Annotated in this window: 20 protein-coding genes, 1 other RNA gene and 2 pseudogenes; 7 read left to right on the forward strand and 16 right to left on the reverse strand. The window is 74.3% G+C overall.

Annotated features, from left to right (window positions below):
• Positions 1-73: 73 nt before the first annotated feature.
• The 4 genes from ACGF3J_RS03590 to ACGF3J_RS03605 all read right to left on the reverse strand — a co-directional run bounded on the left by ACGF3J_RS03590 (position 74) and on the right by ACGF3J_RS03605 (position 5,023).
• The gene (locus ACGF3J_RS03590; RefSeq protein ID WP_393853440.1) at positions 74-937 is read right to left on the reverse strand and encodes a hypothetical protein; all 864 of its coding nucleotides are present in this window, start codon (positions 935-937) and stop codon (positions 74-76) included.
• A gap of 158 nt (positions 938-1,095) precedes the next feature.
• Positions 1,096-2,076, reverse strand: a complete 981-nt coding sequence (locus tag ACGF3J_RS03595; protein ID WP_161328007.1) for an N-acetylmuramoyl-L-alanine amidase — start codon at positions 2,074-2,076, stop codon at positions 1,096-1,098.
• 22 nt (positions 2,077-2,098) lie between these two features.
• Positions 2,099-2,749, reverse strand: a complete 651-nt coding sequence (locus tag ACGF3J_RS03600) for a class I SAM-dependent methyltransferase (RefSeq protein ID WP_161328008.1) — start codon at positions 2,747-2,749, stop codon at positions 2,099-2,101.
• Positions 2,750-3,256: 507 nt separating this feature from the next.
• Positions 3,257-5,023, reverse strand: a complete 1,767-nt coding sequence (locus ACGF3J_RS03605) for an MFS transporter (RefSeq protein ID WP_161328872.1) — start codon at positions 5,021-5,023, stop codon at positions 3,257-3,259.
• Positions 5,024-5,306: 283 nt separating this feature from the next.
• Here ACGF3J_RS03605 and ACGF3J_RS03610 point away from each other — a divergent pair, with 283 nt between their 5' ends.
• A complete protein-coding gene (locus ACGF3J_RS03610) occupies positions 5,307-6,764 on the forward strand; it encodes an MFS transporter (protein WP_393853441.1) in 1,458 nt (485 codons plus the stop codon).
• A 99-nt stretch (positions 6,765-6,863) separates the two neighbouring features.
• Here ACGF3J_RS03610 and ACGF3J_RS03615 read toward each other — a convergent pair whose 3' ends face one another.
• The 5 genes and pseudogenes from ACGF3J_RS03615 to ACGF3J_RS03635 all read right to left on the reverse strand — a co-directional run.
• Positions 6,864-7,496 carry a response regulator transcription factor gene (locus tag ACGF3J_RS03615; RefSeq protein ID WP_161328338.1) on the reverse strand — a complete coding sequence of 211 codons (633 nt, stop codon included), beginning with the start codon at positions 7,494-7,496 and terminating at the stop codon, positions 6,864-6,866.
• Positions 7,497-7,526: 30 nt separating this feature from the next.
• Positions 7,527-8,753: a sensor histidine kinase gene (locus ACGF3J_RS03620; protein ID WP_161328334.1), complete on the reverse strand. Its 1,227-nt coding sequence runs from the start codon at positions 8,751-8,753 to the stop codon at positions 7,527-7,529.
• Between the two features lie 34 nt (positions 8,754-8,787).
• Positions 8,788-9,507, reverse strand: coding sequence for an ABC transporter permease (locus tag ACGF3J_RS03625; protein ID WP_161328333.1), 720 nt, complete (start codon positions 9,505-9,507; stop codon positions 8,788-8,790).
• 275 nt (positions 9,508-9,782) lie between these two features.
• A pseudogene (locus tag ACGF3J_RS03630) lies at positions 9,783-9,881 on the reverse strand (ABC transporter ATP-binding protein); the annotation flags it as partial.
• A gap of 15 nt (positions 9,882-9,896) precedes the next feature.
• Positions 9,897-10,460, reverse strand: a pseudogene (locus ACGF3J_RS03635) (ABC transporter ATP-binding protein); the annotation flags it as partial.
• Positions 10,461-10,612: 152 nt separating this feature from the next.
• On the opposite strand from ACGF3J_RS03635, the gene ACGF3J_RS03640 reads away from it, so the two are divergent.
• Positions 10,613-11,488, forward strand: coding sequence for a MaoC/PaaZ C-terminal domain-containing protein (locus ACGF3J_RS03640; protein WP_161328331.1), 876 nt, complete (start codon positions 10,613-10,615; stop codon positions 11,486-11,488).
• 116 nt (positions 11,489-11,604) lie between these two features.
• On the opposite strand, the gene ACGF3J_RS03645 is transcribed toward ACGF3J_RS03640, so the two are convergent.
• Together ACGF3J_RS03645 and ACGF3J_RS03650 are read right to left on the reverse strand one after the other, a co-directional pair.
• Positions 11,605-11,772, reverse strand: coding sequence for a hypothetical protein (locus ACGF3J_RS03645; protein WP_202557972.1), 168 nt, complete (start codon positions 11,770-11,772; stop codon positions 11,605-11,607).
• A 97-nt stretch (positions 11,773-11,869) separates the two neighbouring features.
• Complete coding sequence (locus tag ACGF3J_RS03650) at positions 11,870-13,072, reverse strand: hypothetical protein (RefSeq protein WP_161328330.1); 1,203 nt, start codon at positions 13,070-13,072, stop codon at positions 11,870-11,872.
• A 210-nt stretch (positions 13,073-13,282) separates the two neighbouring features.
• Between ACGF3J_RS03650 and ACGF3J_RS03655 the strand changes: the two genes are divergently transcribed.
• The 3 genes from ACGF3J_RS03655 to ACGF3J_RS03665 are packed head-to-tail and all read left to right on the forward strand — an operon-like array spanning position 13,283 to position 16,214.
• Positions 13,283-14,140: a Nif3-like dinuclear metal center hexameric protein gene (locus ACGF3J_RS03655; protein ID WP_161328329.1), complete on the forward strand. Its 858-nt coding sequence runs from the start codon at positions 13,283-13,285 to the stop codon at positions 14,138-14,140.
• Positions 14,137-14,880: a zinc ribbon domain-containing protein gene (locus tag ACGF3J_RS03660; RefSeq protein WP_161328337.1), complete on the forward strand. Its 744-nt coding sequence runs from the start codon at positions 14,137-14,139 to the stop codon at positions 14,878-14,880. Before ACGF3J_RS03655 ends, ACGF3J_RS03660 begins: the two co-directional genes overlap by 4 nt.
• An 11-nt stretch (positions 14,881-14,891) precedes the next feature.
• Positions 14,892-16,214, forward strand: a complete 1,323-nt coding sequence (locus ACGF3J_RS03665) for a bifunctional RNase H/acid phosphatase (RefSeq protein ID WP_346346082.1) — start codon at positions 14,892-14,894, stop codon at positions 16,212-16,214.
• Here ACGF3J_RS03665 and eda read toward each other — a convergent pair.
• From eda to ACGF3J_RS03685, 4 genes are all read right to left on the reverse strand, one after another.
• A complete protein-coding gene (eda, locus tag ACGF3J_RS03670; RefSeq protein WP_161328328.1) occupies positions 16,189-16,848 on the reverse strand; it encodes a bifunctional 4-hydroxy-2-oxoglutarate aldolase/2-dehydro-3-deoxy-phosphogluconate aldolase in 660 nt (219 codons plus the stop codon). The genes ACGF3J_RS03665 and eda overlap by 26 nt on opposite strands.
• A gap of 84 nt (positions 16,849-16,932) precedes the next feature.
• On the reverse strand, positions 16,933-17,715 hold the full coding sequence (yaaA, locus tag ACGF3J_RS03675; protein WP_161328327.1) for a peroxide stress protein YaaA: 783 nt from the start codon (positions 17,713-17,715) through the stop codon (positions 16,933-16,935).
• A gap of 27 nt (positions 17,716-17,742) precedes the next feature.
• Positions 17,743-18,357, reverse strand: coding sequence for a hypothetical protein (locus tag ACGF3J_RS03680; RefSeq protein WP_161328326.1), 615 nt, complete (start codon positions 18,355-18,357; stop codon positions 17,743-17,745).
• A complete protein-coding gene (locus ACGF3J_RS03685) occupies positions 18,354-19,115 on the reverse strand; it encodes a MerR family transcriptional regulator (protein ID WP_393853442.1) in 762 nt (253 codons plus the stop codon). Before ACGF3J_RS03685 ends, ACGF3J_RS03680 begins: the two co-directional genes overlap by 4 nt.
• A gap of 133 nt (positions 19,116-19,248) precedes the next feature.
• On the opposite strand from ACGF3J_RS03685, the gene rnpB reads away from it, so the two are divergent.
• An RNA gene (gene rnpB / locus ACGF3J_RS03690) (RNase P RNA component class A) lies at positions 19,249-19,652 on the forward strand.
• 19 nt (positions 19,653-19,671) lie between these two features.
• Here rnpB and ACGF3J_RS03695 read toward each other — a convergent pair.
• Positions 19,672-20,310, reverse strand: coding sequence for a LysE family translocator (locus tag ACGF3J_RS03695; RefSeq protein ID WP_161328335.1), 639 nt, complete (start codon positions 20,308-20,310; stop codon positions 19,672-19,674).
• 164 nt (positions 20,311-20,474) lie between these two features.
• Here ACGF3J_RS03695 and ACGF3J_RS03700 point away from each other — a divergent pair, with 164 nt between their 5' ends.
• Positions 20,475-22,082 carry a serine/threonine-protein kinase gene (locus ACGF3J_RS03700; RefSeq protein WP_393853443.1) on the forward strand — a complete coding sequence of 536 codons (1,608 nt, stop codon included), beginning with the start codon at positions 20,475-20,477 and terminating at the stop codon, positions 22,080-22,082.
• Positions 22,083-22,159: the final 77 nt, after the last annotated feature.

Below are 22,159 nucleotides of genomic sequence, written 5' to 3' on the forward strand. Positions count from 1 at the left end.
CCTACGGCGACGGCCCTCCGTCCGGAAGCGGGTCCGGGCGGAGGGCCGTTGAGGTGCCTGAGGGGCGGGCGGGTCAGCCGCGCTGGATGCCCGAGGTGTCCTGGAGGACGCCGCGGCGGCCGTCCTGCGTCTGCGCGACCAGGTTGGCACCGCGCTGCTCGACGGCCAGGTACCAGGTGCCCGGCGCCAGCTCGGCGATCGGCGTGGGCGAGCCGTCCTCCGCGAACAGCGGACGCGGCACCGGCACGGCGAACCAGAACGGGGAGAAGTCCCCGGCCGGCTGCGCCTGCGCCTGGGCCTGCTGCGGGGCCTGCGGCTGCGGCTGGGGGGCCTGACCCGGCTGCGGCTGACCGCCGAAGGGCTGACCCGGCTGACCGGGCTGGCCCGGCTGGCCGCCGTACGGCTGCTGCTGCGCGCCGGGGTAGCCGTAACCGCCCTGCGGCTGGCCGCCGTAGGGCTGCGGCGCCGCCGGACGCGCGGCCGGGATCAGGGCGCCCTTGAGGGCGGGGACCAGCGGCGTGGCCACCGCGGCGGCGGCCATGACCAGCGTGGCGATGAGGGCGAGGATCAGGCCCAGGCCCGCCCCGAACTCGTCGATGACGCCACCCTCGCCGTCGAACGCGCCCGCCGGGTCGAAGATGTTGCCGAGTGCGCTCCAGGCCGCGAAGACCGTGAAGGCGATGCCGAACTGGCCGAGGTCGAGACCGGCCACCTTCTTGGGCTGCGGCATCGCGCGGGCCACCACGATGAGCGCGGCGCCGATGACGCCCGCCAGGACGACACCGAGCACGACCGGCCCACTGCCCCACAGGCTGGGGATGTCGGCGCTGTCCGGGGCATCGTCGAACGAGTAGATGTCGAGGAACGACGCGATCAACAGCAGAACCGCTGCTCCGATCACCACGCCGTCGCCTCGAGTGAGGGAGCGGATATTCACTTCAGGTCCTTCGTAGGTCGTCTCGTCGTCAATAGAGGCGTCGCTGTCACGATGGCGCCGAAAGGTTCCGGTGTGAAGCGCGGGGGTGGCCCCTCATCGTACGGACGACACTATCGTCCGCACGTTGGGGCTGTCCGCAGGGATGGGAACGCTGATCACTACCCGCGCAGGAAACTCACGATTCCCTCAGACATCCCTTGCGCCGCCTTCTGCCGCCACGTGCCGCTGGTCAGCAGGGCCACGTCCCTGTCGTCACGCATGTTGCCGCACTCGATGAACACCTTGGGAACCGTTGACAGATTGAGACCGCCCAGGTCCGTGCGCGTGACCAGACCGGTGCCGTCACCCACGTAGTTGGACGGCGCGCTTCCCGTGGCGCGCACGAAGTTGCCCGCGACGCGTTCGCCGAGTTCGGCGGAGGGCGCGACGATGGGGCGGGTGTCCGCGTCGCCGTCGTGCACCGCGCCCGGCAGGATCACGTGGAAGCCGCGGTTGCCGGTCCCCGACCCGTCGGCGTGGATCGAGATCGCGGCGTCCGCGTCCGCCTCGTTGCCGATCCGGGCCCGCTCGTCCACACAGGGGCCGTACGAACGGTCGCCGTCCTGCGTCAGTTTCACCGTGGCGCCCTGCTCCTCCAGCAGCGTGCGCAGCCGGTGGGCGACGTCGAGGGTGAACTTCGCCTCCGGGTAGCCCGCGTTGGTCGCGGTGCCCGTCGTGTCGCATTCCTTCCAGTGCGTGCCGACGTTCACCTTCCGGTTGATCTCGGACGTGTGCTGGAAGTTGCCCGGATTGTGGCCGGGGTCGATGACGACGACCTTCCCCTTGAGCGGCCCGGAGGCCCCGGCGGGCGCAGATTTGGAGGGGGAGGAGGACGCGGTCGGCTTCCCGGTGGCGGAGGGGGAGGAGTCCGCGGGCTTCTTGGCGTCGTCGCTCGCGGAGGCCGCGCCTTCGGAGGGTGCCGCCGAGGATGTCCGCGCGCCGGCCGCGTCCCCGCCGCCGTCGGAGCCGCCGACCGCCGCGTACACCCCCCAGCCGAGCAGCGCCCCGGGCACCAGCGCGGCGACCGCCACGGTGAGCGGGCGGCGCAGCGGGGAGCGACGGGGCCGGGGAGGTTCGAAATCGGGGCCTGTGTACGACACGTCAGCGACTCTAACCGTGCCCTCAGATCCCCGCGCCCGTTCGCCGCAGGACGCGCAGCGAGTCGGTCGCGGAGACCTCCGTGAAGGCGCCGGAGGCGAGGGCCCTGAGGTAGACGCGGTACGGGGCCTGCCCGGTGAACTCGTCGGCCGGGTGCGGGAAGACGTCGTGGATGACGAGGAGGCCGCCGTCGGCCACGTGCGGTGCCCAGCCCTCGTAGTCCGCGTTCGCGTGCTCGTCGGTGTGGCCGCCGTCGACGAAGACGAGGCCGAGGGGGGAGTTCCAGAGGGCCGCGACCTGGAGCGAGCGGCCGACGAGGGCGACCACGTGCTCCTCCAGACCGGCCCGGTGCAGGGTGCGGCGGAAGGTGGGGAGGGTGTCCATGACGCCCAGCTCGGGATCGACCGTCTCCGGGTCGTGGTAGTCCCAGCCCGGCTGCTGCTCCTCGCTGCCCCGGTGGTGGTCGACGGTGAGCGCGGTGACCCCGGCCCGACGGGCCGCGTCGGCGAGCAGGACGGTGGAGCGCCCGCAGTACGTGCCGACCTCCAGCAGCGGCAGCCCGAGCCCGCCCGCCTCCACGGCGGCGGCGTACAGCGCGCGGCCCTCGTGCACGGGCATGAACCCCTTGGCGGCCTCGAAGGCGGCCAGGGCGTCGGGGGCGGGCGGCGCGGACATGCGGGTCCTCTCGGTGGCACGGGGCGCCGGGCGGCGGCGCGGTTCGGCGCCCATGCTGCCGTACTCCGTGCCGGGGGCCGGGCGGGGGGTGCGGGCGGGGAGCGGGGTGTGCGGGCCGGGCCGGGAGGACTCCGCCGAGCCGCCGAGCCGCCGGGGTGGGGGGGGTGGGGGGAGCGTGAGCCGGTGGGGCGGGCGCGGGGCGTCCCGCCAAGCCGGTGCGGGGCGCCCTGCTGCGTGCAGCGTCTGCCGGGTGGCGGGCCGGGGGTGCGGCGGGAACGGGGGACGCGTGCGCCTGTGGGCTCGGCGGGGAAGGGGGGCGCGTGCGCCTGTGGGCTCGGCGGGGAAGGGGGCGTGTGCGCCTGCCGGACCAGCGGGGAAGGGGACGCGTTTTCTGTGGGCCCGGTGGGGAGAGTCCCGCCCGGCCGGTGCGGGTGCGGCGCCCCGTCGGCCCGCACCCCCTGCCGGGCGTGCGGCAGGGGGTGCGGTGAGGGGGTGACGGCGTGCGGGTCAGGCGGGGACCGTCTCGCCCGGCAGGGACAGGTCCAGGTCGACCTCGTGGTCGCCGCCGTGGGTCGCCGCGTGGGCGAGCGGGCCGTGTCCGGCGGCGCGGGCGGCCAGTACGTACGGGCCGCGCGCGGGGACGGCCAAGGCGTAGCTGCCGTCCCCGGCGGAGAGGGTCGCGCCCGCCTGCCGGCCGTGCCGGTCGATCAGCGTGACCTTGGCGCGGGCGACGGGAGCGCCGTCGGCGGCCAGCACCCGGCCCCGGAAGCCGCGCGGCGACTCACCGGCGACGGCCTCTCCGGCGAGCGCCTGCTCGGCGCGGGCCAGGTTCGCGTCCTCCTCGCTGCTCGCGCGCAGCTGCGTGGCCGTGGACGGGCGGCGGCGGGGGAGGAAGAAGGCCAGTGCCAGGCCGACGGCGACCGCGGCGGTCGCGATCAGGAAGGAGACCCGGAAGCCGTGCATGGTGGGGACGGCGACGCCGCCCACGTCGTTCGAGCTGTTGGCGAGCACCATGCCGATCACGGCGCTCGACACCGACGTACCGATGGACCGCATCAGGGTGTTGAGGCCGTTGGCCGCGCCCGTCTCCGAGGCCGGGACCGCGCCGATGATCAGCGCCGGCAGCGAGGAGTAGGCGAGGCCGATGCCAGCGCCGATCAGCACCGAGGTGATGACGGTCTGCCAGGCGGCGTTCATCAGACCGAGGCCGCCGGCGTAGCCGATCCCGATGATCAGCAGGCCGATGATCAGGGTGGTCCGGGGGCCGTAGCGGGCGGACAGCCGGGCGTACACCGGCGCCGTGAACATCATCGTCAGGCCCAGCGGCGCCACGCACAGGCCCGCGACGACCATCGACTGCCCGAGGCCGTAGCCCGTCTCGGCGGGCAGCTGGAGGAGCTGCGGCAGGACCAGGGAGATGACGAAGAAGGAGACGCCGACCATGATCGAGGCGAGGTTGGTGAGCAGGACCTCGCGGCGGGCCGTGGTGCGCAGGTCGACCAGCGGGGCGGCGACGCGCAGCTCCATCAGGCCCCAGAGCAACAGGACCACGACGGCGGCGGCGAACAGGCCGAGCGTGGTGGGCGACGACCAGCCCCAGTCGCTGCCCTTGGTGATCGGCAGGAGGAAGAGGATCAGACCGGCGGTCAGACCGGCCGCGCCCGGCAGGTCGAAGGAGCCCTTGGCGCGCAGCGGGGACTCCGGTACGACCAGCAGGGTCAGGGCGATGGAGAGCACTCCGAGGCCGGCGGCGCCGTAGAACAGGGTGTGCCAGTCGGTGTGCTGGGCGACCAGGGCCGCGGCGGGCAGCGCGAGACCGCCGCCGACGCCGATCGAGGAGCTCATCAGCGCCATCGCCGAGCCGAGCCGCTCGCGGGGCAGGATGTCGCGCATCAGGCCGATGCCGAGGGGTATCGCGCCCATCGCGACGCCCTGGAGCGTGCGGCCGACGATCATCGGGATCAGCGCGTCGGTGAACGCGCTGATCAGCGCGCCCACCACCATCACCGAGAGGCTGACGATCAGCATCCGGCGCTTGCCGAACAGGTCGCCGAGACGTCCCATGATCGGCGTGGCCACGGCGCCGGACAGGAGCGTCGAGGTCAGGACCCAGGTGGCGTTGCTGGGGCTGGTGTCCAGGAGCGCGGGCAGGTCCTTGATGACGGGGACGAGCAGGGTCTGCATCACCGCGACGACGATGCCCGCGAAGGCGAGTACCGGGACGGTGGCCCCGCTCGCACTCCGGGTGGGTTCGTCGGTCGTCGTGTGGGACATGGGGTGGGGCCTCCAGGCCGGGGGGCGTCGAAATGCGGTTCGGTACGGGTGTGCGTGATGGCGGTGCCGTACGACTGTGCGTGATGCCGGTGCGTGCGGGATGACTGCAGGATGAACCTCGTCAGCCGGGGCAACTATTCCGTTGCTTCGGGTCCCTAATGAATTCTTGACCTTCTCTTGGTCTCGTCCGGGTCCGCGGCGCCTGGGTCCGAGGACCTAGGCCCGGCACCCCGGCCGGTCCGGGACCAAATTCCGATGTACGGACCGGGCTGCCGTTGAGACCATGACACCCATGCCCGAAGCAACCAGTTCCCCCGTCTCCGCCGCCACCGCCCGGACCTCCACCCGCCGCACGCCCCCGACCTGGCTGGTCGTCGCCCTGGCCTGTGCCGGACAGTTCCTGGTCGTGCTCGACGTGTCCGTCGTCAACGTCGCCCTGCCGTCCATGCGCACCGACCTCGGGCTGAGCGCGCAGGGCCTCCAGTGGGTGGTCAACGCCTACGCCATCGCCTTCGCCGGGTTCATGCTGCTCGGTGGACGGGCCGGTGACCTGTACGGGCGCAAGCGGATGTTCCTCGTCGGGCTCGGGCTGTTCACCCTGGCCTCACTGGGCGGCGGCCTGGCGCAGGAGGGCTGGCAGTTGCTGGCCGCGCGGGCCGTGCAGGGCCTGGGCGCGGCGGTGCTCGCGCCCTCGACGCTGACGATCCTGACGGCGGCGGTGCCGGAGGGCGCCGCGCGGGCCCGCGCGATCGCGACCTGGACCGCCGTGGGCGCCGGGGGCGGCGCCGCGGGCGGACTGGTGGGCGGCGCCCTGGTGGACGGGCTGTCCTGGCGCTGGGTGCTGCTGATCAACGTGCCGGTGGGCGCGGTCGTGCTGGCCGGCGCCGTGCTGTGGCTGACCGAGAGCCGGGGCGCGGCGCGGCGGCGCCTCGACCTGCCGGGCGCGCTGCTGGTGACCGTCGGCCTGGCCACGCTCGCCTACGGCATCTCGCAGACCGAGTCCGAGGGCTGGACGGCGACGGCGACGCTGGTGCCCCTGCTCGCCGGGCTCGCGCTGCTCGGGCTGTTCCTCCTCGTCGAGGCGCGGACGGCGGCGCCGCTGATGCCGCTCGGGCTGCTGCGGCTGCGGTCGGTGGCGTCGGCGAACGTGGCGATGCTGGTGTCCGGCTCGTCGATGTTCTCGATGTGGTTCTTCATGACCCTGTACGCGCAGAACGTGCTGGGCTACACCCCGCTGGAGGCCGGTCTGGCGCTGGTGCCCAGCTCGCTGGCGGTGATCCTCGGGTCCAAGGCGGCGCCGCGTTTCATGCCGGTGCTCGGGGCGCGGAACGTGGCCGTGCTGGGCACGCTCGTGGCGGCGGCGGGCTTCGGCTGGCAGTCGACGATGACCGCGGACGGGGGCTTCCTCACGGCGATCATGATCCCCGGCGTGCTGATGATGCTGGGCGCGGGCATGGCGGCGACGCCGTTGGCCTCCCTGGCCATCTCCGGCGCGGCACCCGGCGACGCGGGGCTGGTCTCCGGCCTGGTCAACACCTCCCGCACGATGGGCGGTTCACTGGGCCTCGCGGTGATGTCCACGATCGCGGCGGCGAGGTCCGGCGGAGAGCACGCCGGCCCGGTGGCCCTGACCGACGGCTACGCCCTGGTCTTCCGCACGGGAACGGCGGTCCTGACCGCCGCCGCCCTCCTCATGTGGGCCTGGCTACCGGCCGGAAAGCCAAAGCCCACCACGGCATGAGCGCCTCGGAGTGAGCGCCCCGAAGGGGCGCGGGGAACTGCGCGAACAACCCCCACCGGCCCGCACCCGAAGAGCCGGCCCACCACCCACGAGGCCTCCTCAGACCCACCCCTGCCGCCGAGCCTCGCGCAGCGCCTCCGCCCGGTTGCGCGTAGCCGTCTTGCCGATGGCCGCCGAGAGATAGTTGCGCACCGTCGACTCGGAGAGATGCAGCACCCCGGCCACGTCGGCGACGGTCGCCCCGTCCGCCGAGGCCCGCAGCACGTCGCACTCCCGGGCCGTGAGCGGACTGGGCCCCGCGCTGAGCGCGGCGGCGGCGAGTACGGGGTCCACGACCGTCTCACCGCCCAGCACCCGGCGGACGGCACCGGCCAGTTCCTCCACCGGGCCGTCCTTCACCAGGAAACCGGCGGCGCCCGCCTCCATGGCCCGCCGCAGGTACCCGGGACGGCCGAACGTGGTCAGGATCAGCACCCGGCAGCCGGGCACCCGCTCCCTCAGTTCGGCGGCGGCGTCCAGGCCGCTGCGGCCCGGCAGTTCGATGTCGAGCAGGGCGACGTCCGGCCGGTGCGCGAGCGCGGCGGAGACGATCTCATCGCCGGCCGACACCTGCGCGACCACCTCGATGTCCTCCTCCATCCCGAGCAGCAGCGCGAGCGCGCCGCGCATCATGCCCTGGTCCTCGGCGAGGAGGACGCGGATGGGGCGGGGGCGGGGAGGAGTGTCGGTCACGGGGGAAGACTCGTCGGTCACAGGGCCAGGTTAGGGCGCCGACGCCCCCACCGGCCTCTCCTTCTGCGGAACCGGAAGTTCCGCCGTCACCGCGAAGCCGCCCCGCGGCTCCACGCCCGCGGTCAGCGAGCCGCCGGCCGTGTGGAGGCGTTCCGTCAGGCCCGTCAGACCGGTGCCCGGACCCTGGGTGGGGCCGGCGGCGCCCGTGCCGTTGTCCGTGACGGTGAGCCGGACCCGGTCCGCGCCGCCCGACACCGCGATCTCGCACCGGCTCGCCCCGCTGTGCCGTACGACGTTGGTGACCGCCTCCCGCACCACCCACCCCAGCAGCGCCTCGGCCTGCGGAGGCAGCGGCGGTCCCGAGCGGAGGACCACCGGCTCCACGTCCGCCGCGGCCAGCGCCGAACGGGCCCGGTCCAGCTCGGTCCCCAGGCTGCCCTCCCGGTATCCGGTGACCGCCTCCCGGACCTCCGTCAGCGCCTGACGCCCGACCGCCTCGATGTCGCCGATCTGGGTCAGCGCGGCGTCCAGGTCGCGGTGTGCCAGCCGCCGGGCCGCCTCCGACTTGACCACGATCACGGACAGGGTGTGCCCGAGCAGATCGTGCAGGTCCCGGGAGAACCGCAGCCGCTCCTCCGCCACCGCCCGCGTCGCCAGTTCCTCCCGGGCCGCGCGCAGTTCCCGTACGGCGTCGGACAGGCCCAGGATCGCGGCCGTCACCATCGTGGACAGGAAGGTCCCGTAGGCGATGTTCAGGCCGGTCCAGCCGTCCTTGACGCCCGCCACGATCCCGGCCACGGCGGCCAGCGTCCAGCCCCACCGGCCCAGCCACCGGCCGCGCAGCGCCGCGCCCGCCGCGAGGCCGAGCAGCGGGAAGAACAGCAGCCAGCTGCCGCCGTAGGCCAGGGACAGGGCGCAGGTCACCAGCGCCATGCCGGCCAGGGCCAGCCGGGTCGACGGCGACTCGCGCCGCTCCTTGTCGAAGGAGCGGAAGGCCACGTAGATGTAGAGGGAGTTGAAGACCAGCAGTCCCAGGCCGCCGATCCAGGGGTTCGACGTCCGTCCCTGGAAGATGTTGGCCAGGCTGCCCAGGCCCATCAGCAGCCAGGGCAGGAGCGCGAAACCGGTGGGCGGCGGACCGACCCGCTCCGGCAGCTCGCCCGCCTTCGCCGCCTCCACCGGCTCGGACTGCCGCGCCAGCTGCCACGCGTCCAGACGGCACGAGACCCTGCGCAGCCACCTTCCGGACCCGCTCATCGCCCTCGGCTCCTCTCCTCGGTCGTTCACGTGCTCAGCCGCGTTCCGCGCCGCGCCGGTAGGACAGGACGGCGTACGCCCCGAACGCCAGCAGCCATGCCGTCAGTACGAGAATCGCACCCGCCGGGGGCGCCTGCCCCGTGGCGACCGAGGTGCCCAGCTCGGCGAAGCGGTTGGTCGGGGTGTACGCCGACACCGAGCGCAGCCACTCCGGGAACAGCGCCAACGGGAACCACAGCCCGCCGAGGACCGCGAGCCCCAGGTTGGCCACCATGTTCGCCACGCCGGTGGTCTGCCCGGTCAGCCGGTAGCCGTTGCCGAGGCCCAGCAGCGTGAAGGGGACCGACCCCAGCCACAGCAGCAGCGCCAGCGCCGCCCACTGCCACGCCTCCAGCCGTACGCCGTTGACCAGGCCGCCCGCGGCGAGGACGGCCGTGATCGCGGGCAGCACCGTGACCGAGGCCGTCAGCGCGCGCCCCACCACCACCTGGTGCGGCGGCATCGGCGTCACCCGCAGCTGCCGCAGCCAGCCGATCGCACGGTCCTCGGCGACCCCGCCGCCGGTGTTCAGGGCCGAGCCGACCGCACCGTACGCCGCCATGCCGACCATCGCCCCGGTCTTCCAGCCGCCCGCGTCGCCGCCTCCGAGGTTGGTGAAGAGGAGGTACATGAGGACCGGCATGGCGATGCCGCCGATCACGAAGCCGGGGTCGCGCAGCGTGCGGCGCGTCTCCAGCCGCAGGTAGTCCCTCATCGCACCGGCTCCGTCTCCTTGGTGGTCTGCGCGGAGGTCTTCGCAGCGGACTCCGCGGCCGTCGTCGTCAGGGCCAGGAAGGCGTCGTCCAGGGACGCCGGGGCGACCTCCAGGCCGCGGATGGCGCCCCGCTCGGCGAGGGCGATCACGGTCGCGTCGGAGTCCTCCGTGCGCAGCAGCGCCCGGTCCCCGCGGATCTCCAGCGCGCGCACGCCGGGCAGCAGCGCCAGGTCGCCGGTAGCCCGGCCGGCCAGGTCGAAGGAGACGCGGCTGCCGCCCGCCGCCCGGCGCAGTTCGTCACCGGTGCCGTCCGCGACGATCCGCCCCCGGTCGAGGACCAGGATGCGGTCGGCGTGCGCCTCGGCCTCCTCCAGGTAGTGGGTGGAGAAGAGGACGGTGCTGCCGCGCCGCGCGTAGGCCCGCATCGACTGCCAGAAGGCGTGCCGGGCCTCCACGTCCAGGGCCGCCGTGGGTTCGTCGAGGACCAGCAGGTCGGGGTTGCCGGCCAGCGCGACCGCGAACCGCACCCGCTGGGTCTGCCCGCCGGACAGCCGGTCCACGCGACGCCCGGCCAGCCGCTCGATCCCGGCCAGCTCCAAGGCCTGCCCGACCGGCATCGGCGCCGGGTAGCGGCCGGCCACGAAGGCGACGAGCTCGCCTACGGTGACCCGGGGTACCGCCCGCGCCTCCTGGAGCATGGCCCCCACCCGGCCCGCGCGCACCGCCCGCTCCGGCTCCCCGCCGAACAGCGTCACCGTGCCCGCGTCGGGCGGGCACAGGCCCAGCAGCAGCGCGATCGCCGTGGACTTGCCCGCACCGTTGCGGCCGAGCAGGGCGACCGTCTCACCGCGCGTGATCTCCAGGTCCACGCCGTCCACCGCGCGCACATCGCCGTACGCCTTGCCCGCTCGCGTGAAGGAGACGGCGGAAGCGGTGCCTTCTGTCGTTCTCATGCCGGTGACGCTACGGAGCCGGCGGCGGTGGGCGGCAGATGCGGTTGTCCGGAGTCCGGGAGGACAAATGTCCCGGCCGCCGGCGTCCCGTACGGTCGTGGCTGCCGGTCACCGTCCACGTGCCTGGGGGGACCTGGGAGAAGGGGACAGCCATGCCCATCGACGCGGCCACGGCACTCGCCGCACCGCCCCACGTCCGCGAACTGGCCTGGGACCACAAGGACGTCCAGCTCTACCACCTCGGGATCGGAGCGGGCCTGCCCGCCACCGACCCCCGCGAGCTGCGCTACACCCTGGAGTCCCGGCTGCACGTGCTGCCGAGCTTCGCGACGGTGGCGGGCGGCGGAGCCCCTGGCGTGATCGGCGCGCTGTCCAGGCCCGGTGTCGACGTCGACCTCGCCCGCGTCCTGCACGGCGGGCAGCGCCTGCTGACCCACCGGCCCGTCCCGGTGCGCGGCCGGGCGAGCGCGGCCTCGCGCGTCGTCGCCGTGTACGACAAGGGCACGGCGGCCGTCCTCGTGCTGCGCACCGACGTCACCGACGCGGACGGGCCGCTGTGGACCGACGAGGCCGAGATCTTCGTACGCGGGGAAGGCGGCTGGGGCGGTGAGCGGGGGCCGTCCGGGCGCCCCGCACCGCCGCCGGACACGGAACCCGATCGGGTCGCCGAACTGCCGGTCCGCGAGGACCAGGCCCTGCTCTACCGCCTCTGCGGCGACTGGAACCCGCTGCACGCCGACCCGGAGTTCGCCGCGCGCGCCGGCTTCGAACGGCCCGTCCTGCACGGGCTGTGCACCTACGGCGCCACGCTCAAGTCGGTGGTCGACACGCTGCTGGACGGTGACGTGACCCGGGTGCGCGAGTACCGGACGCGGTTCGCCGGGGTGGCGTACCCGGGGGAGACGCTGCGGGTGCGGATGTGGCGGCCGGTGGTGCCGGACGGCGGCGGCTCGGTGCGCGTGGCGGTGAGCGCCGACGAGCGGGACGACGCCCCGGTCCTCGCCGACACCGTCGTCCGGTACGGGTGACGACGACGGCCCCGTCCGTCGGAGTGACGTACGGGGCCGTGGCCGCTTGCCTGCTTCTTACTGCGTGTGATGCGAGTGATGCGTGTGATGCGTGTGTGTCGTGCCTCGGCGTGCCGTCAGGCCGCCGTCCCGGACTCCTCGGACGGCTTGCGGTGACGGCCCCGCGGGGTCGCCGCGGCCTCCTGGCTGGCGACCGGTCCGCGGTGCTTGCCGTGGCCGGTGTCGGTCTCGGAAACGTCGGCACCGTCGGCCTGCATCGGCTGGGTCGTGCTGGCGTCGTTCATCGGAAGGAACTCACCCCGTCAACATGATCTTTCTTACAGCCGGGCGAGTGTAACCGGCCCCCCTCGACCCGAATCCAGGCGGCCACGCCAACCGGCACTACTTCGTTACAAGCCGCGCCAGCGGGGCCTGTTGAAGGGGTACGGGGCGGGGTGGAGGGGGTGCCTCTTCGCCCTTTTCGTCCGGCTTTCCGCCCGGCCTTCCGTCCGGCTCGGCGGGCCGGTCCGGAGCCGTGTCCTCCGTATCGTCGGCGCCTCCCGCGTCGCCGGCGTCCCCTGCTTCCCCCGGGGCCAGCCGCGCCACCCCGCACGGCAGTTCCGGGGTGGAGTACGGGAGCCGCAGCTCCCCGTCCGGCGTCCACAGTCCGGCCCCCGTCAACCACCCCTCGGGCGCCGGAAGATGACGCACCCGCCGCTCGGCGGGCCGCCACACGCCGACCCAGCTGCCGAACGGGCCGTCCACACGCAGCGCCACCGCGCACCGCTCCGGCGTCAGCGCCTGCCCCGGCTGGATCGCGACCGGCGTCACCACGCAGTCCGGCAGCCGCAGGCACTCCGGGAAGCGCACCGGCAGCGTGCTGCCGAGCACTCCCCAGCCGAGCCGGTCCCGCCCCGGCGAGGGCGCGTCCGAGCGGATCAGCACCAGCCCGCTGTCGGGGTCGGCCAGCAGTATGCGGTCGTCGCTCTCGGGGGCGATCTGCAGCAGCGGCGACACCTCCGCGTCCCGCTCCAGGTCCACCGCGACCGCCTTCACCCGCCCGCCGGTCTCCCGGTCCAGGGCGAGTATCCGGCCCGCGCGGTCCAGCCAGGCCCCGCCCGAGCAGCGGCCCGGGATCTCGGCCAGCCGCTCCGGCCCGAAGGCGCCGCCCACGACCTGCCACAGCACCGTCGCCCGCGGACCGACGGCGAGCGCGTAGGCCCGCTCGCCGCCCGGCACCGGAGGGAGCAGCCGCAGCCCGGTGGTGTCCGGCGGGCACTCCACCGCGCCGAGCGGCAGCTCACCGGTGCCCGGGCCGGTCGGGTACAGCAGCGAGAAGAGGTGCCGTCCGGCCGCGACGCGGTGCACCAGGACCCGCCCGTCGGCCATCGGCTGCACCTCCGTGCCGGCCTCCTCGGGCTGGTTGCCGGGCAGCGGCACCGCGTACGGCTCGGGGCCGTCCAGGGTCCAGCGCTCCGGGTACCAGGAGTCCCCGCGCCGGGCGAGGCGCGCGGCGTAGGCGCCCTCCGCGGTGATGGTGCAGCCCGCCGGCGGGGCACCGCTGTTCCCGGACTCCGCCGAAGGCTCGATCGCACAGGCCGTCATCGTTCGGTCACCTCCGGCGACGAAGCTAGTTTTCGCACGCGCGGGCGGGGGACCGGCCGCCGTCCCCATCACACGTACGTGTGTCACAGGAACGATTCGCCTGAGGGGAGGGAGGCGTGTGTGCTGTGCCGGACCGGGCCGGCGGCAGGGGCCTCGGCGGGTACCGGCGACGGGTACAAGGGCGCAGAACCTCCAGGTAGCCTTGGCTTCGTGCCCCGTCTGTCAGAAGTCATCGCCGCGCTGGAGAACCTGTGGCCCGCCGAGCGGGCCGAGTCCTGGGACGCGGTCGGGACCGTCGTGGGCGAGCCCGGCCAGGAGGTCTCCCGGGTCCTGTTCGCTGTCGACCCGGTCCAGGAGATCGTCGACGAGGCCGTGAAGCTCGGCGCCGACCTGCTCGTCACCCACCACCCGCTCTATCTGCGGGGGACGACGACGGTCGCCGCCTCCACCTTCAAGGGCCGCGTGGTGCACACGCTCATCAAGAACGACATCGCCCTGCACGTCGCCCACACCAACGCCGACACCGCCGACCCGGGCGTCTCCGACGCGCTGGCCGGCGCGCTCGACCTGCGCGTCGTACGGCCCCTGGTGCCGGACCCGGCCGACCCCGAGGGGCGCCGCGGCCTGGGCAGGGTGTGCGAGCTGGAGCATCCGCTGACCGTGCGCGAGTTCGCCGCCCGCGCCGCCGAGCGGCTGCCCGCCACCGCGCAGGGCCTGCGCGTCGCCGGTGACCCGGAGGCGACCGTCCGCACGGTCGCCGTCAGCGGCGGCTCCGGCGACAGCCTCTTCGACCACGTCCGGGCGGCCGGCGTCGACGCCTTCCTCACCGCGGACCTCCGCCACCACCCCGTGTCCGAGGCCCGCGCCCAAAGTCCCCTCGCGCTGCTCGACGCGGCGCACTGGGCCACCGAGTGGCCCTGGTGCGAGCTGGGCGCGGCCCAGCTCGACGAGATCTCCGACCGCAACGGCTGGGACCTCAGGGTCCACGTCTCGAAGACGGTCACCGACCCCTGGACCGCCCACGCGGCGTCCGCCCCGACCTCCAACACAATGGGAGCCCCCAACTGAAAGCCGAGCCCGCCGACCAGATCCGACTCCTCGACGTCCAGGGCCTCGACGTCCGGCTCCAGCAGCTCGCGCACAAGCGCCGGTCGCTGCCCGAGCACGCCGAGATCGAGTCGCTGACCAAGGACCTCACCCAGCTGCGCGACCTGCTCGTCGCCGCGCAGACCGAGGAGAGCGACTGCGCCCGCGAGCAGACCAAGGCCGAGCAGGACGTGGACCAGGTGCGCCAGCGCGCCTCCCGCGACCAGCAGCGCCTGGACTCCGGCGCCGTCACCTCCCCGAAGGACCTGGAGAACCTCCAGCGTGAGATCGCCTCGCTCGCCAAGCGCCAGGGCGACCTGGAGGACGTCGTCCTGGAGGTGATGGAGCGCCGCGAGTCCGCGCAGGAGCGGGTCGCCGAGCTGACCGAGCGGGTCGGCGCGGTCCAGGGGAAGATCGACGACGCCACCGCGCGCCGGGACGCGGCCGTCGAGGAACTGGACGGCGAGGCGGCCTCGGTCACCAAGGAGCGCGAGGTCATCGCCGGCTCGGTCCCCGACGACCTGCTGAAGCTCTACGACAAGCTGCGCGAGCAGCAGGGCGGCGTCGGCGCGGCCAAGCTGTACCAGCGCAGCTGCCAGGGGTGCCGCCAGGAGCTGGCGATCACCGAGCTGAGCGAGATCCGCTCGACGGCGCCCGACACCGTCGTACGCTGCGAGAACTGCCGTCGCATCCTGGTGCGCACGGCCGACTCCGGGCTGTAGGGGCCGGTTCGGTGGCGGCTTCGGTGGATGCTCCGGCGGTCGGCCGGGGGCGGGAGTTCGTCGTCGAGGCCGACGGCGGGTCGCGGGGCAACCCGGGGCCCGCGGGCTACGGGGCAGTGGTGCTGGACGCGGCGACCGGGGAGTCCCTCTCGGAGGCCGCCGAGTACCTGGGCGTCGTCACGAACAACGTGGCCGAGTACCGGGGGCTGCTGGCCGGACTGCGCGCGGCGAGGGAGCTGGACCCCGACGCGCGCGTGCACGTACGGATGGACTCCAAGCTCGTCGTGGAGCAGATGTCGGGCCGCTGGAAGATCAAGCACCCGGACATGAAGCCGCTGGCGGCCGAGGCGGCGCGGGTCTTCCCGCCGGGCCGCGTGACGTACGAGTGGATCCCGCGCGCGGACAACAAGCACGCCGACCGCCTGGCCAACGAGGCGATGGACGCGGGCGCGCGCGGCGAGCAGTGGTCACCGGCCGGGTCGACGGCGGAACTGGACGCGGGAGGCGCCGCCGGACGCCGGTCGGGGGCCGCCCGTACGGCCGGTGCCGCCGTCGGCGAGCGGGTCGCCCAGGCCGCCCGCACCGGTGGCGAGGCCGATACCGATACCGATACCGACACCGATACCGATGCCGACACCGAAACCGGCGCAGCCGCCGACGTGCGCGCGGCCAAGACGGTCGCGTCCCCCGGCTGGGGACCGCCCGACATGGGCGCCCCCGCCACCTTCGTACTGCTGCGGCACGGCGAGACGCCCCTGACCCCGCAGAAGCGGTTCTCCGGCAGTGGTGGCAGCGACCCCTCCCTGTCGTCCGTCGGCCGGGAGCAGGCCGAGAGGGTGGCCGCGAGCCTGGCCCGGCGCGGCACGGTCCAGGCGATCGTCGCCTCGCCGCTGGCCCGCACCCGCGAGACCGCCGGCATCGTGGCCGACCGCCTCGGCCTGGACGTGACCATCGAGGAGGGCCTGCGGGAGACCGACTTCGGCGCCTGGGAAGGGCTCACCTTCGGCGAGGTGCGCGAGCGGTACCCCGCCGACCTGGACGCCTGGCTGTCCTCCCCGGACGCCCGGCCGACCGGCGGCGGCGAGAGCTTCGCGGCGACCGGCGAGCGCGTCGCCGCCACCCGCGACAGGCTGGTCGCGGCGTACGCGGGCCGCACCGTGCTGCTGGTCTCGCACGTGACGCCGATCAAGACGTTCCTCCGGCTCGCCCTGGGCGCCCCGCCGGAGTCGCTGTTCCGGATGGAGCTGTCCGCGGCCTCGCTGTCGGCGGTCGCGTACTACGCCGACGGCGGCGCGAGCGTCCGCCTGTTCAACGAGACGTCCCACCTGCGCTGAGCGCCGCCGCCGCACGGGCCAGCGCCTCCACGCGCCCCCAGTCACGGCCGGAAACGGCGTCCTTCGGTAGCATCCAACTGCCCCCGACACAGCCGACGTTGGGGAGCGCCAGGTACTCCGGGGCGGAGTCGGGGCCGATGCCGCCGGTCGGGCAGAAACGGGCCTGCGGCAGGGGCGCGGCGAGCGCCTTCAGGTAGGCGGTGCCGCCCGCGGCCTCGGCCGGGAAGAACTTCATCTCCCGCACCCCGCGCTCCAGCAGCGCCACCACCTCGGACGTGGTCGACACCCCCGGCAGGAAGGGCACCCCGGACGCCCGCATCGCGTCCAGCAGGAGGTCCGTCCACCCGGGGCTGACCAGGAACCGCGCCCCCGCCGCGACGACGTCGCCGACCTGGTCCGGCGTGATGACGGTGCCCGCGCCGACCACGGCACCCGGCACCTCGTCGGCGATGGCGCGGATTGCGTCCACCGCCACCGGCGTCCGCAGCGTCACCTCGACCGCGGGCAGCCCGCCCGCGACGAGCGCCCGGGCGAGCGGTACGGCGTCGGCGAGATCGTCGACGACCACGACGGGCACGACGGGGGCGAGGTCCAGCACCGAGGTGGCGGGGGAGGAGGGCAACGGAGAACTCATGCGCTCATCGTGCCGCCGCAACGCAAGACACGCAACGCGCGTTGCGGTATGCGCAACGCAGGCGGAGGTCGTGCCACCGGAACGTCAGTGGATCTCGTCCACCAGCACGTCCAGCGACCACGGCCGCCCCGCCTTCGCGGGCGCCTCGGCCTCCACCTCGTACCCCAGGTCCCGCAGCGCCTCCACCAGCTCCGCCGGGCCGCCCGGCGCGATCCCGGCGGTCAGCAGGCTCCGGACGATCCGCCCCTTGGTCGCCTTGTTGAAGTGGCTGACCACCTTCCGGGTCGGCGCGTGCAGCACCCGTACGGTCGCCGTCCGTCCGGCGACCTCGCCCTTCGGCTTCCAGGCCGCCGTGTACGCCGACGAGCGCAGGTCCAGGACCAGCCGCTCCCCGGCCGCCTCGGGCAGCACCTCGGCCATCGGCGCCCGCCAGTACGCGCCCAGCGCGCCGATCCCCGGCAGCTTGACGCCCATCGAGCACCGGTAGGAGGGGATCCGGTCGGTCACCCGCACGGCACCCCACAACCCGGAGAACACCATCAGCGAACGGGCCGCCCGCCGCTTGGCCGCCGCGTCGAGCGAGGCCAGGTCCAGCGCGTCGTACAGCACACCGGTGTAGATCTCCCCGGCCGGCCGGGCCCCCGCCGTCAGCAGCTCCACGTTCTTGGCGACCTCGCCGCGCAGCCCCTCGCTCAGTCCCAGCACCTCGCGCGCCTTCTCCTCGTCGCCGGCGCACAGGTCGACGAGTTCGCCGAGGACGGTCTCGCGGGCCGGGGTCAGCCCCGGCAGGGACAACGCGTCGGTCTTCAGCGGGGCGCCCCGGCCGGACGCGGCCTTCCCCTCGGACGGCGGCAGCAGGACAAGCACAGGCACTCCTTCGATCCAAGCTCCCGGTCAGGGTACGGCGTGCCCCTCCCGCGCCCGGTTGACGGCCCGTACGAGGCCGCCGGCGTCGTCGGCGTGACAGCGCACCACGCGGACCTCGTGCCGCCGCCCGAAGAAGGTGACGTGGGTGACGGGCTCGGCGAGTTCGACGGTCACCGACGTCTGCGCGCCCACGGCGAGGTTCAGCTCGCCGTCCCTCGGCTCGTGCGTCGCGCGCAGTTCGCGGCGGACCGACGCGATCCGCTCCAGCGGTATCCGTACGTCGACGTGCACGGCCCGGCGGATCCGCAGCGTGCCGGCGCCCGGGTCCAGGACGTGCGGGCGGACCACGGACGCGGCGTGCAGCCCGATGACGAAGACGACGGTGTACACGTCCAGGACGAGCACCACGTGGTGCACGGTGGGCCAGTCGCGCAGCAGCACGGACATCCCCACGGACTCGACCACGCAGACGAACGCGAAGCCGAACATCATCGCGCCCTGCCCCCGCGCGTACCCGAAGGCGGCCGAGCCGTCCGCCGTCCCGTGGGTCCGCCGGGCCGCCCACAGCCACAGGCTCGCCAGCAGCCGCAGCTCGTGCCGGACCAGCAGGTACGGGACCGAGGTGAGGGAGGAGCCCGTCATGGCCGCCGCCCGCTCGCCACGATCTCCATGGCCTGCCGGATCGCCTCCGCCTGCCCCGGCGCGAAGTCCGCGTACAGGGCGCGCAGGATGCCGTGGTCGAAGTCGATGCCGACGCCATCCTCGGGCACCAGGTCCGCCGGCATGGACTCGGCGAGCACCCCGGCCGCCTCCGCCACCCGCGGATCGTCGGCGCCGGCGTCCACCAGCTCGTCGAGCAGCGCGTACGCCCTGTGGGCCCGCGCCACCGCATCCGGCGAGCCCAGCGCGCCGCGCAGCGAGGCCAGCAGCCCGGCCCGCTCCTCCGGGGGCACCGTGCTCTCCAGGGTCGCCAGCATCTCGCGCTCCCGTACGGCCATGGGGGAACCGGAGACGTCCCCCATCCCCGCGAACAGCTCGGCCAGCTCCGGCGAGACCGGCCCCTCGGGCGGCAGCCCGCCCTCCGACTCCAGCAGGGCCCGCAGCCGCGCCCGGCGTTCCCGGATCGCGGCCTCCTGCCGCGCCAGGTCCGCGTCCAGTTCCGCCAGCACCTCGGCCAGCTCCTTCCCGGCCTCGTCCGCGAGCACGTCCCGCACCTCGGCGAGCCCGAGCCCCAGCTCGGTCAGCCGCCGGATCCGGGCCAGCACGACGACGTGCCGCAGCGTGTACGACCGGTACCCGTTGGCCAGCCGGTCCGGCTCGGGCAGCAGCCCCTGGTGGTGGTAGTGCCGCACGGTCCGCGTGGTGACGCCGACGGCGTCGGCGAGTTCTCCGATCCGCATGCCCCCAGTAGAAACGTTGACGTTGCGACAGGGTCAAGCGGCGGCGCGAACGGCCGCGCCGGACCGGTCCTGGCCGCGACGACCACTGGAGCGAGCCGCCGCAGCCGCCCGGTACCATGGTCGACACGGCAGACGAGCCGGGCGGGCGGCCGCGTGGAGTCCCTCACGGGACTTCCCGAGGAACGTCCGGGCTCCACAGGGCAGGGTGATGGCTAACGGCCACCCGGGGTGACCCGCGGGACAGTGCCACAGAAAGCAGACCGCCGGAGGCTTCGGCCCCCGGTAAGGGTGAAACGGTGGTGTAAGAGACCACCAGTGCCCAGGGCGACCTGGGCAGCTAGGTAAACCCCACCCGGAGCAAGGTCAAGAGGAGCGCCGTGAAAAGCGCTCTGCGCGGACGTTCGAGGGCTGCCCGCCCGAGTCCGCGGGTAGACCGCTGGAGGCCGGTGGCAACACCGGCCCTAGATGGATGGCCGTCGCCGGAGGCCCCGCGAGGAGCCTCCGGAACAGAACCCGGCGTACAGCCCGACTCGTCTGCCGCCCCCGCGTCGCGGGATCAGCCCTCCCGCCCCGTCGCCGCCACGCTCACGCCGAGGCCGATCATCGTGAGCCCCCCGGCTCCGCCCACCAGGGAGAGCCGCCGGGGTGAGCGGGCGAACCAGTCGCGGCCGGTCGACGCGGCGAGGCCCCACAGGCTGTCGCAGGCCAGCGCGAGGACGTTGAAGACCAGCCCGAGCAGCAGCATCTGGACCACGACGTGTCCCTGCGCGCGGTCGACGAACTGCGGCAGCACGGCGGCGAAGAAGACGATGGTCTTGGGGTTGGCGACCCCCACCGCGAACCCCTCCCACAGCGTGCGCAGCCCGCCCCGCGCAGGCTCGTCCCCCGCGAACGCCGCCCGCAGGGCACCGCGTTGCCGCCACGCCCTGACCCCCAGGTACACCAGGTAGGCGGCGCCTGCCAGCTTCAGGGCGGTGAAGACGAGGACGGAGCGCTCCACGACCGACCCGACTCCCAGGGCGACGGCCACGACGAGCAGATACGCGCCCAGCGTGTTGCCCACGACCGTGGTCAGCGCGGCGCGGCGGCCCTGGGCCAGCGCCCGGCCGATCACGAACAGGACGCTGGGCCCGGGGACCACGATCAGCAGGAACGACACGGCCGCGAAGGCGGACAGACGGTCGGCGGACATCATGCCGCCCATCGAAGCACGGTCGGCCGGGGCCCCTCAGCCTCTTTTCGCCCCCTCGGCGGCGGATGTCCGGGCAACGGCGCGTGGAACAAGGGCGGTTGAGGAAAAGCCGTCCCCTGGGGTCGGTATTGTTGCCCCCGTTCTCAGCGAGAGGGATGTGAGGACCGGTGCTGACCGGCGTTCCTGATCAGCAGGTGGGCGGGGGGCCCGGGCGACTGATCGCCGGCCGCTATCTGCTGCACGAAGTCCTGGGCAGGGGCGGCATGGGCGTTGTCTGGCGCGCCCACGACCAGCTGCTGGACCGGCCGGTGGCCGCAAAGGAACTGCACATCGCCGCCGGCGGCGACGAGGACCGCCGGACCCGGATGCGCCGGGCCGTCCGTGAGGCGCGGGCCGTCGCGCGGGTGCCGCATCCCCACGTGGTCGGGGTGCACGACCTGGTCGAGTTCGAGGACCGGCTCTGGATCGTGATGGAGCTGGTGCGCGGCCCGTCGCTCGCGGCCCACCTGAGCCGTTCCGGGCCGCTCACCCCGGAGCACACCGCCCGCCTCGGGCTCCAGCTGCTGGACGCCCTCCGGGCGGTCCATCTGGCCGGCGCGCTGCACCGCGACGTCAAGCCCGCCAACGTGCTGCTGCGCCCCGACGGGAGCGCGGTGCTGACCGACTTCGGCATCGCCGCGCTCGACGAGGACGGCGAGCCCGTCACGTCGGCCGTTCAACTCATGGGCTCCGTCGAGTACATGGCGCCGGAGCGGGCCACGGCGCAGGAGGCGGGCCCCGCGTCCGACCTGTGGTCGCTCGGGGCGACGCTGGTCACCGTCTGCGGTGGGGAGTCCCCCTTCCGCAGACCCGCGCACGCCGCGACTCTGCACGCCGTCGTGTACGGGAAGCCGCGGCTGCCCGAGAGGCTCGGCCCGCTCCGCCCCGTCGTCGAGGCCCTGCTGCACAGGGACCCGCGCGAGCGCCCCACCGCCGACGAGCTGGCGGTGGCGCTGCGGAGCGTCGCGGAGGGGGAGGCGGCGGGCGGCACGGTCCCGTCCGAGGCCGTCACCGTGCCCGTCAGCCCCGTCCCCGCGTTCTCGGCACGGGCGGGGGACACCCTGACGGCGCCCCCGTTGACTCTCGGCGGTACGGCGGGACGCACCGCCGGAACCACCTCCGCACCGCTTCCGGCACGCACGGGCGGCGCCGGCCGCTGGCTGGCGGGGACACTCGCCGGAGCTGCCGCGCTCGTCGCGGTCGTGAGCGGCGGGCTGCTCCTCGCGGGGGTTGCGCCCTTCCAGGACGACGACCCGGGCGCGGACCGGGGCGCGGCCGAAGTGCCCGTTCCGGCGCCGACCTCCCGCGCCTCGCCGGTCGGGGCACCCCAGGTCACCTCGTACGAAGGGGTCGTGAGCGCCGACGGGGGCTGGCAGCCGGTCGTCGACGCGGTGGTCCGCGCGGGCGACACCGTGACGGTGCGGTCCCGGCAGGGTGAGTGGACGGTCGACCGCGCGCGCATGCCGATGACCGGCCCGGCCGGATACGCCCCGGACAGCGACCGGGACCTGGACTTCGCCGACGACTGCAAAGTCGTACCGGACGCCCCCTTCGGCACGCTGGTGACCCGCCTGTCGGACACGGACGACGCGCCGGTCCTCGCGATCGGGGAGGCGAAGACCTTCCGGGCGGGCGGGGACGGCGTCGTCCAGCTCCGGATCAACGACGGCGAGGGGTGTGTGGACGACAACGCGGGGGAGGTCGCTGTGGTCGTGGAGGTGAGTCACGAGCCCTGACCGTCCGAGGCTCGCGCGGGACGGCGGTTCGAAAGTTTCGACTCGGATGCTGACGGAGCCGGTGCTTCAGTAATCGG

This window comes from Streptomyces sp. NPDC048171, from assembly GCF_043202655.1.
In the GTDB taxonomy this organism is placed as follows: Bacteria; Actinomycetota; Actinomycetes; order Streptomycetales; family Streptomycetaceae; genus Streptomyces.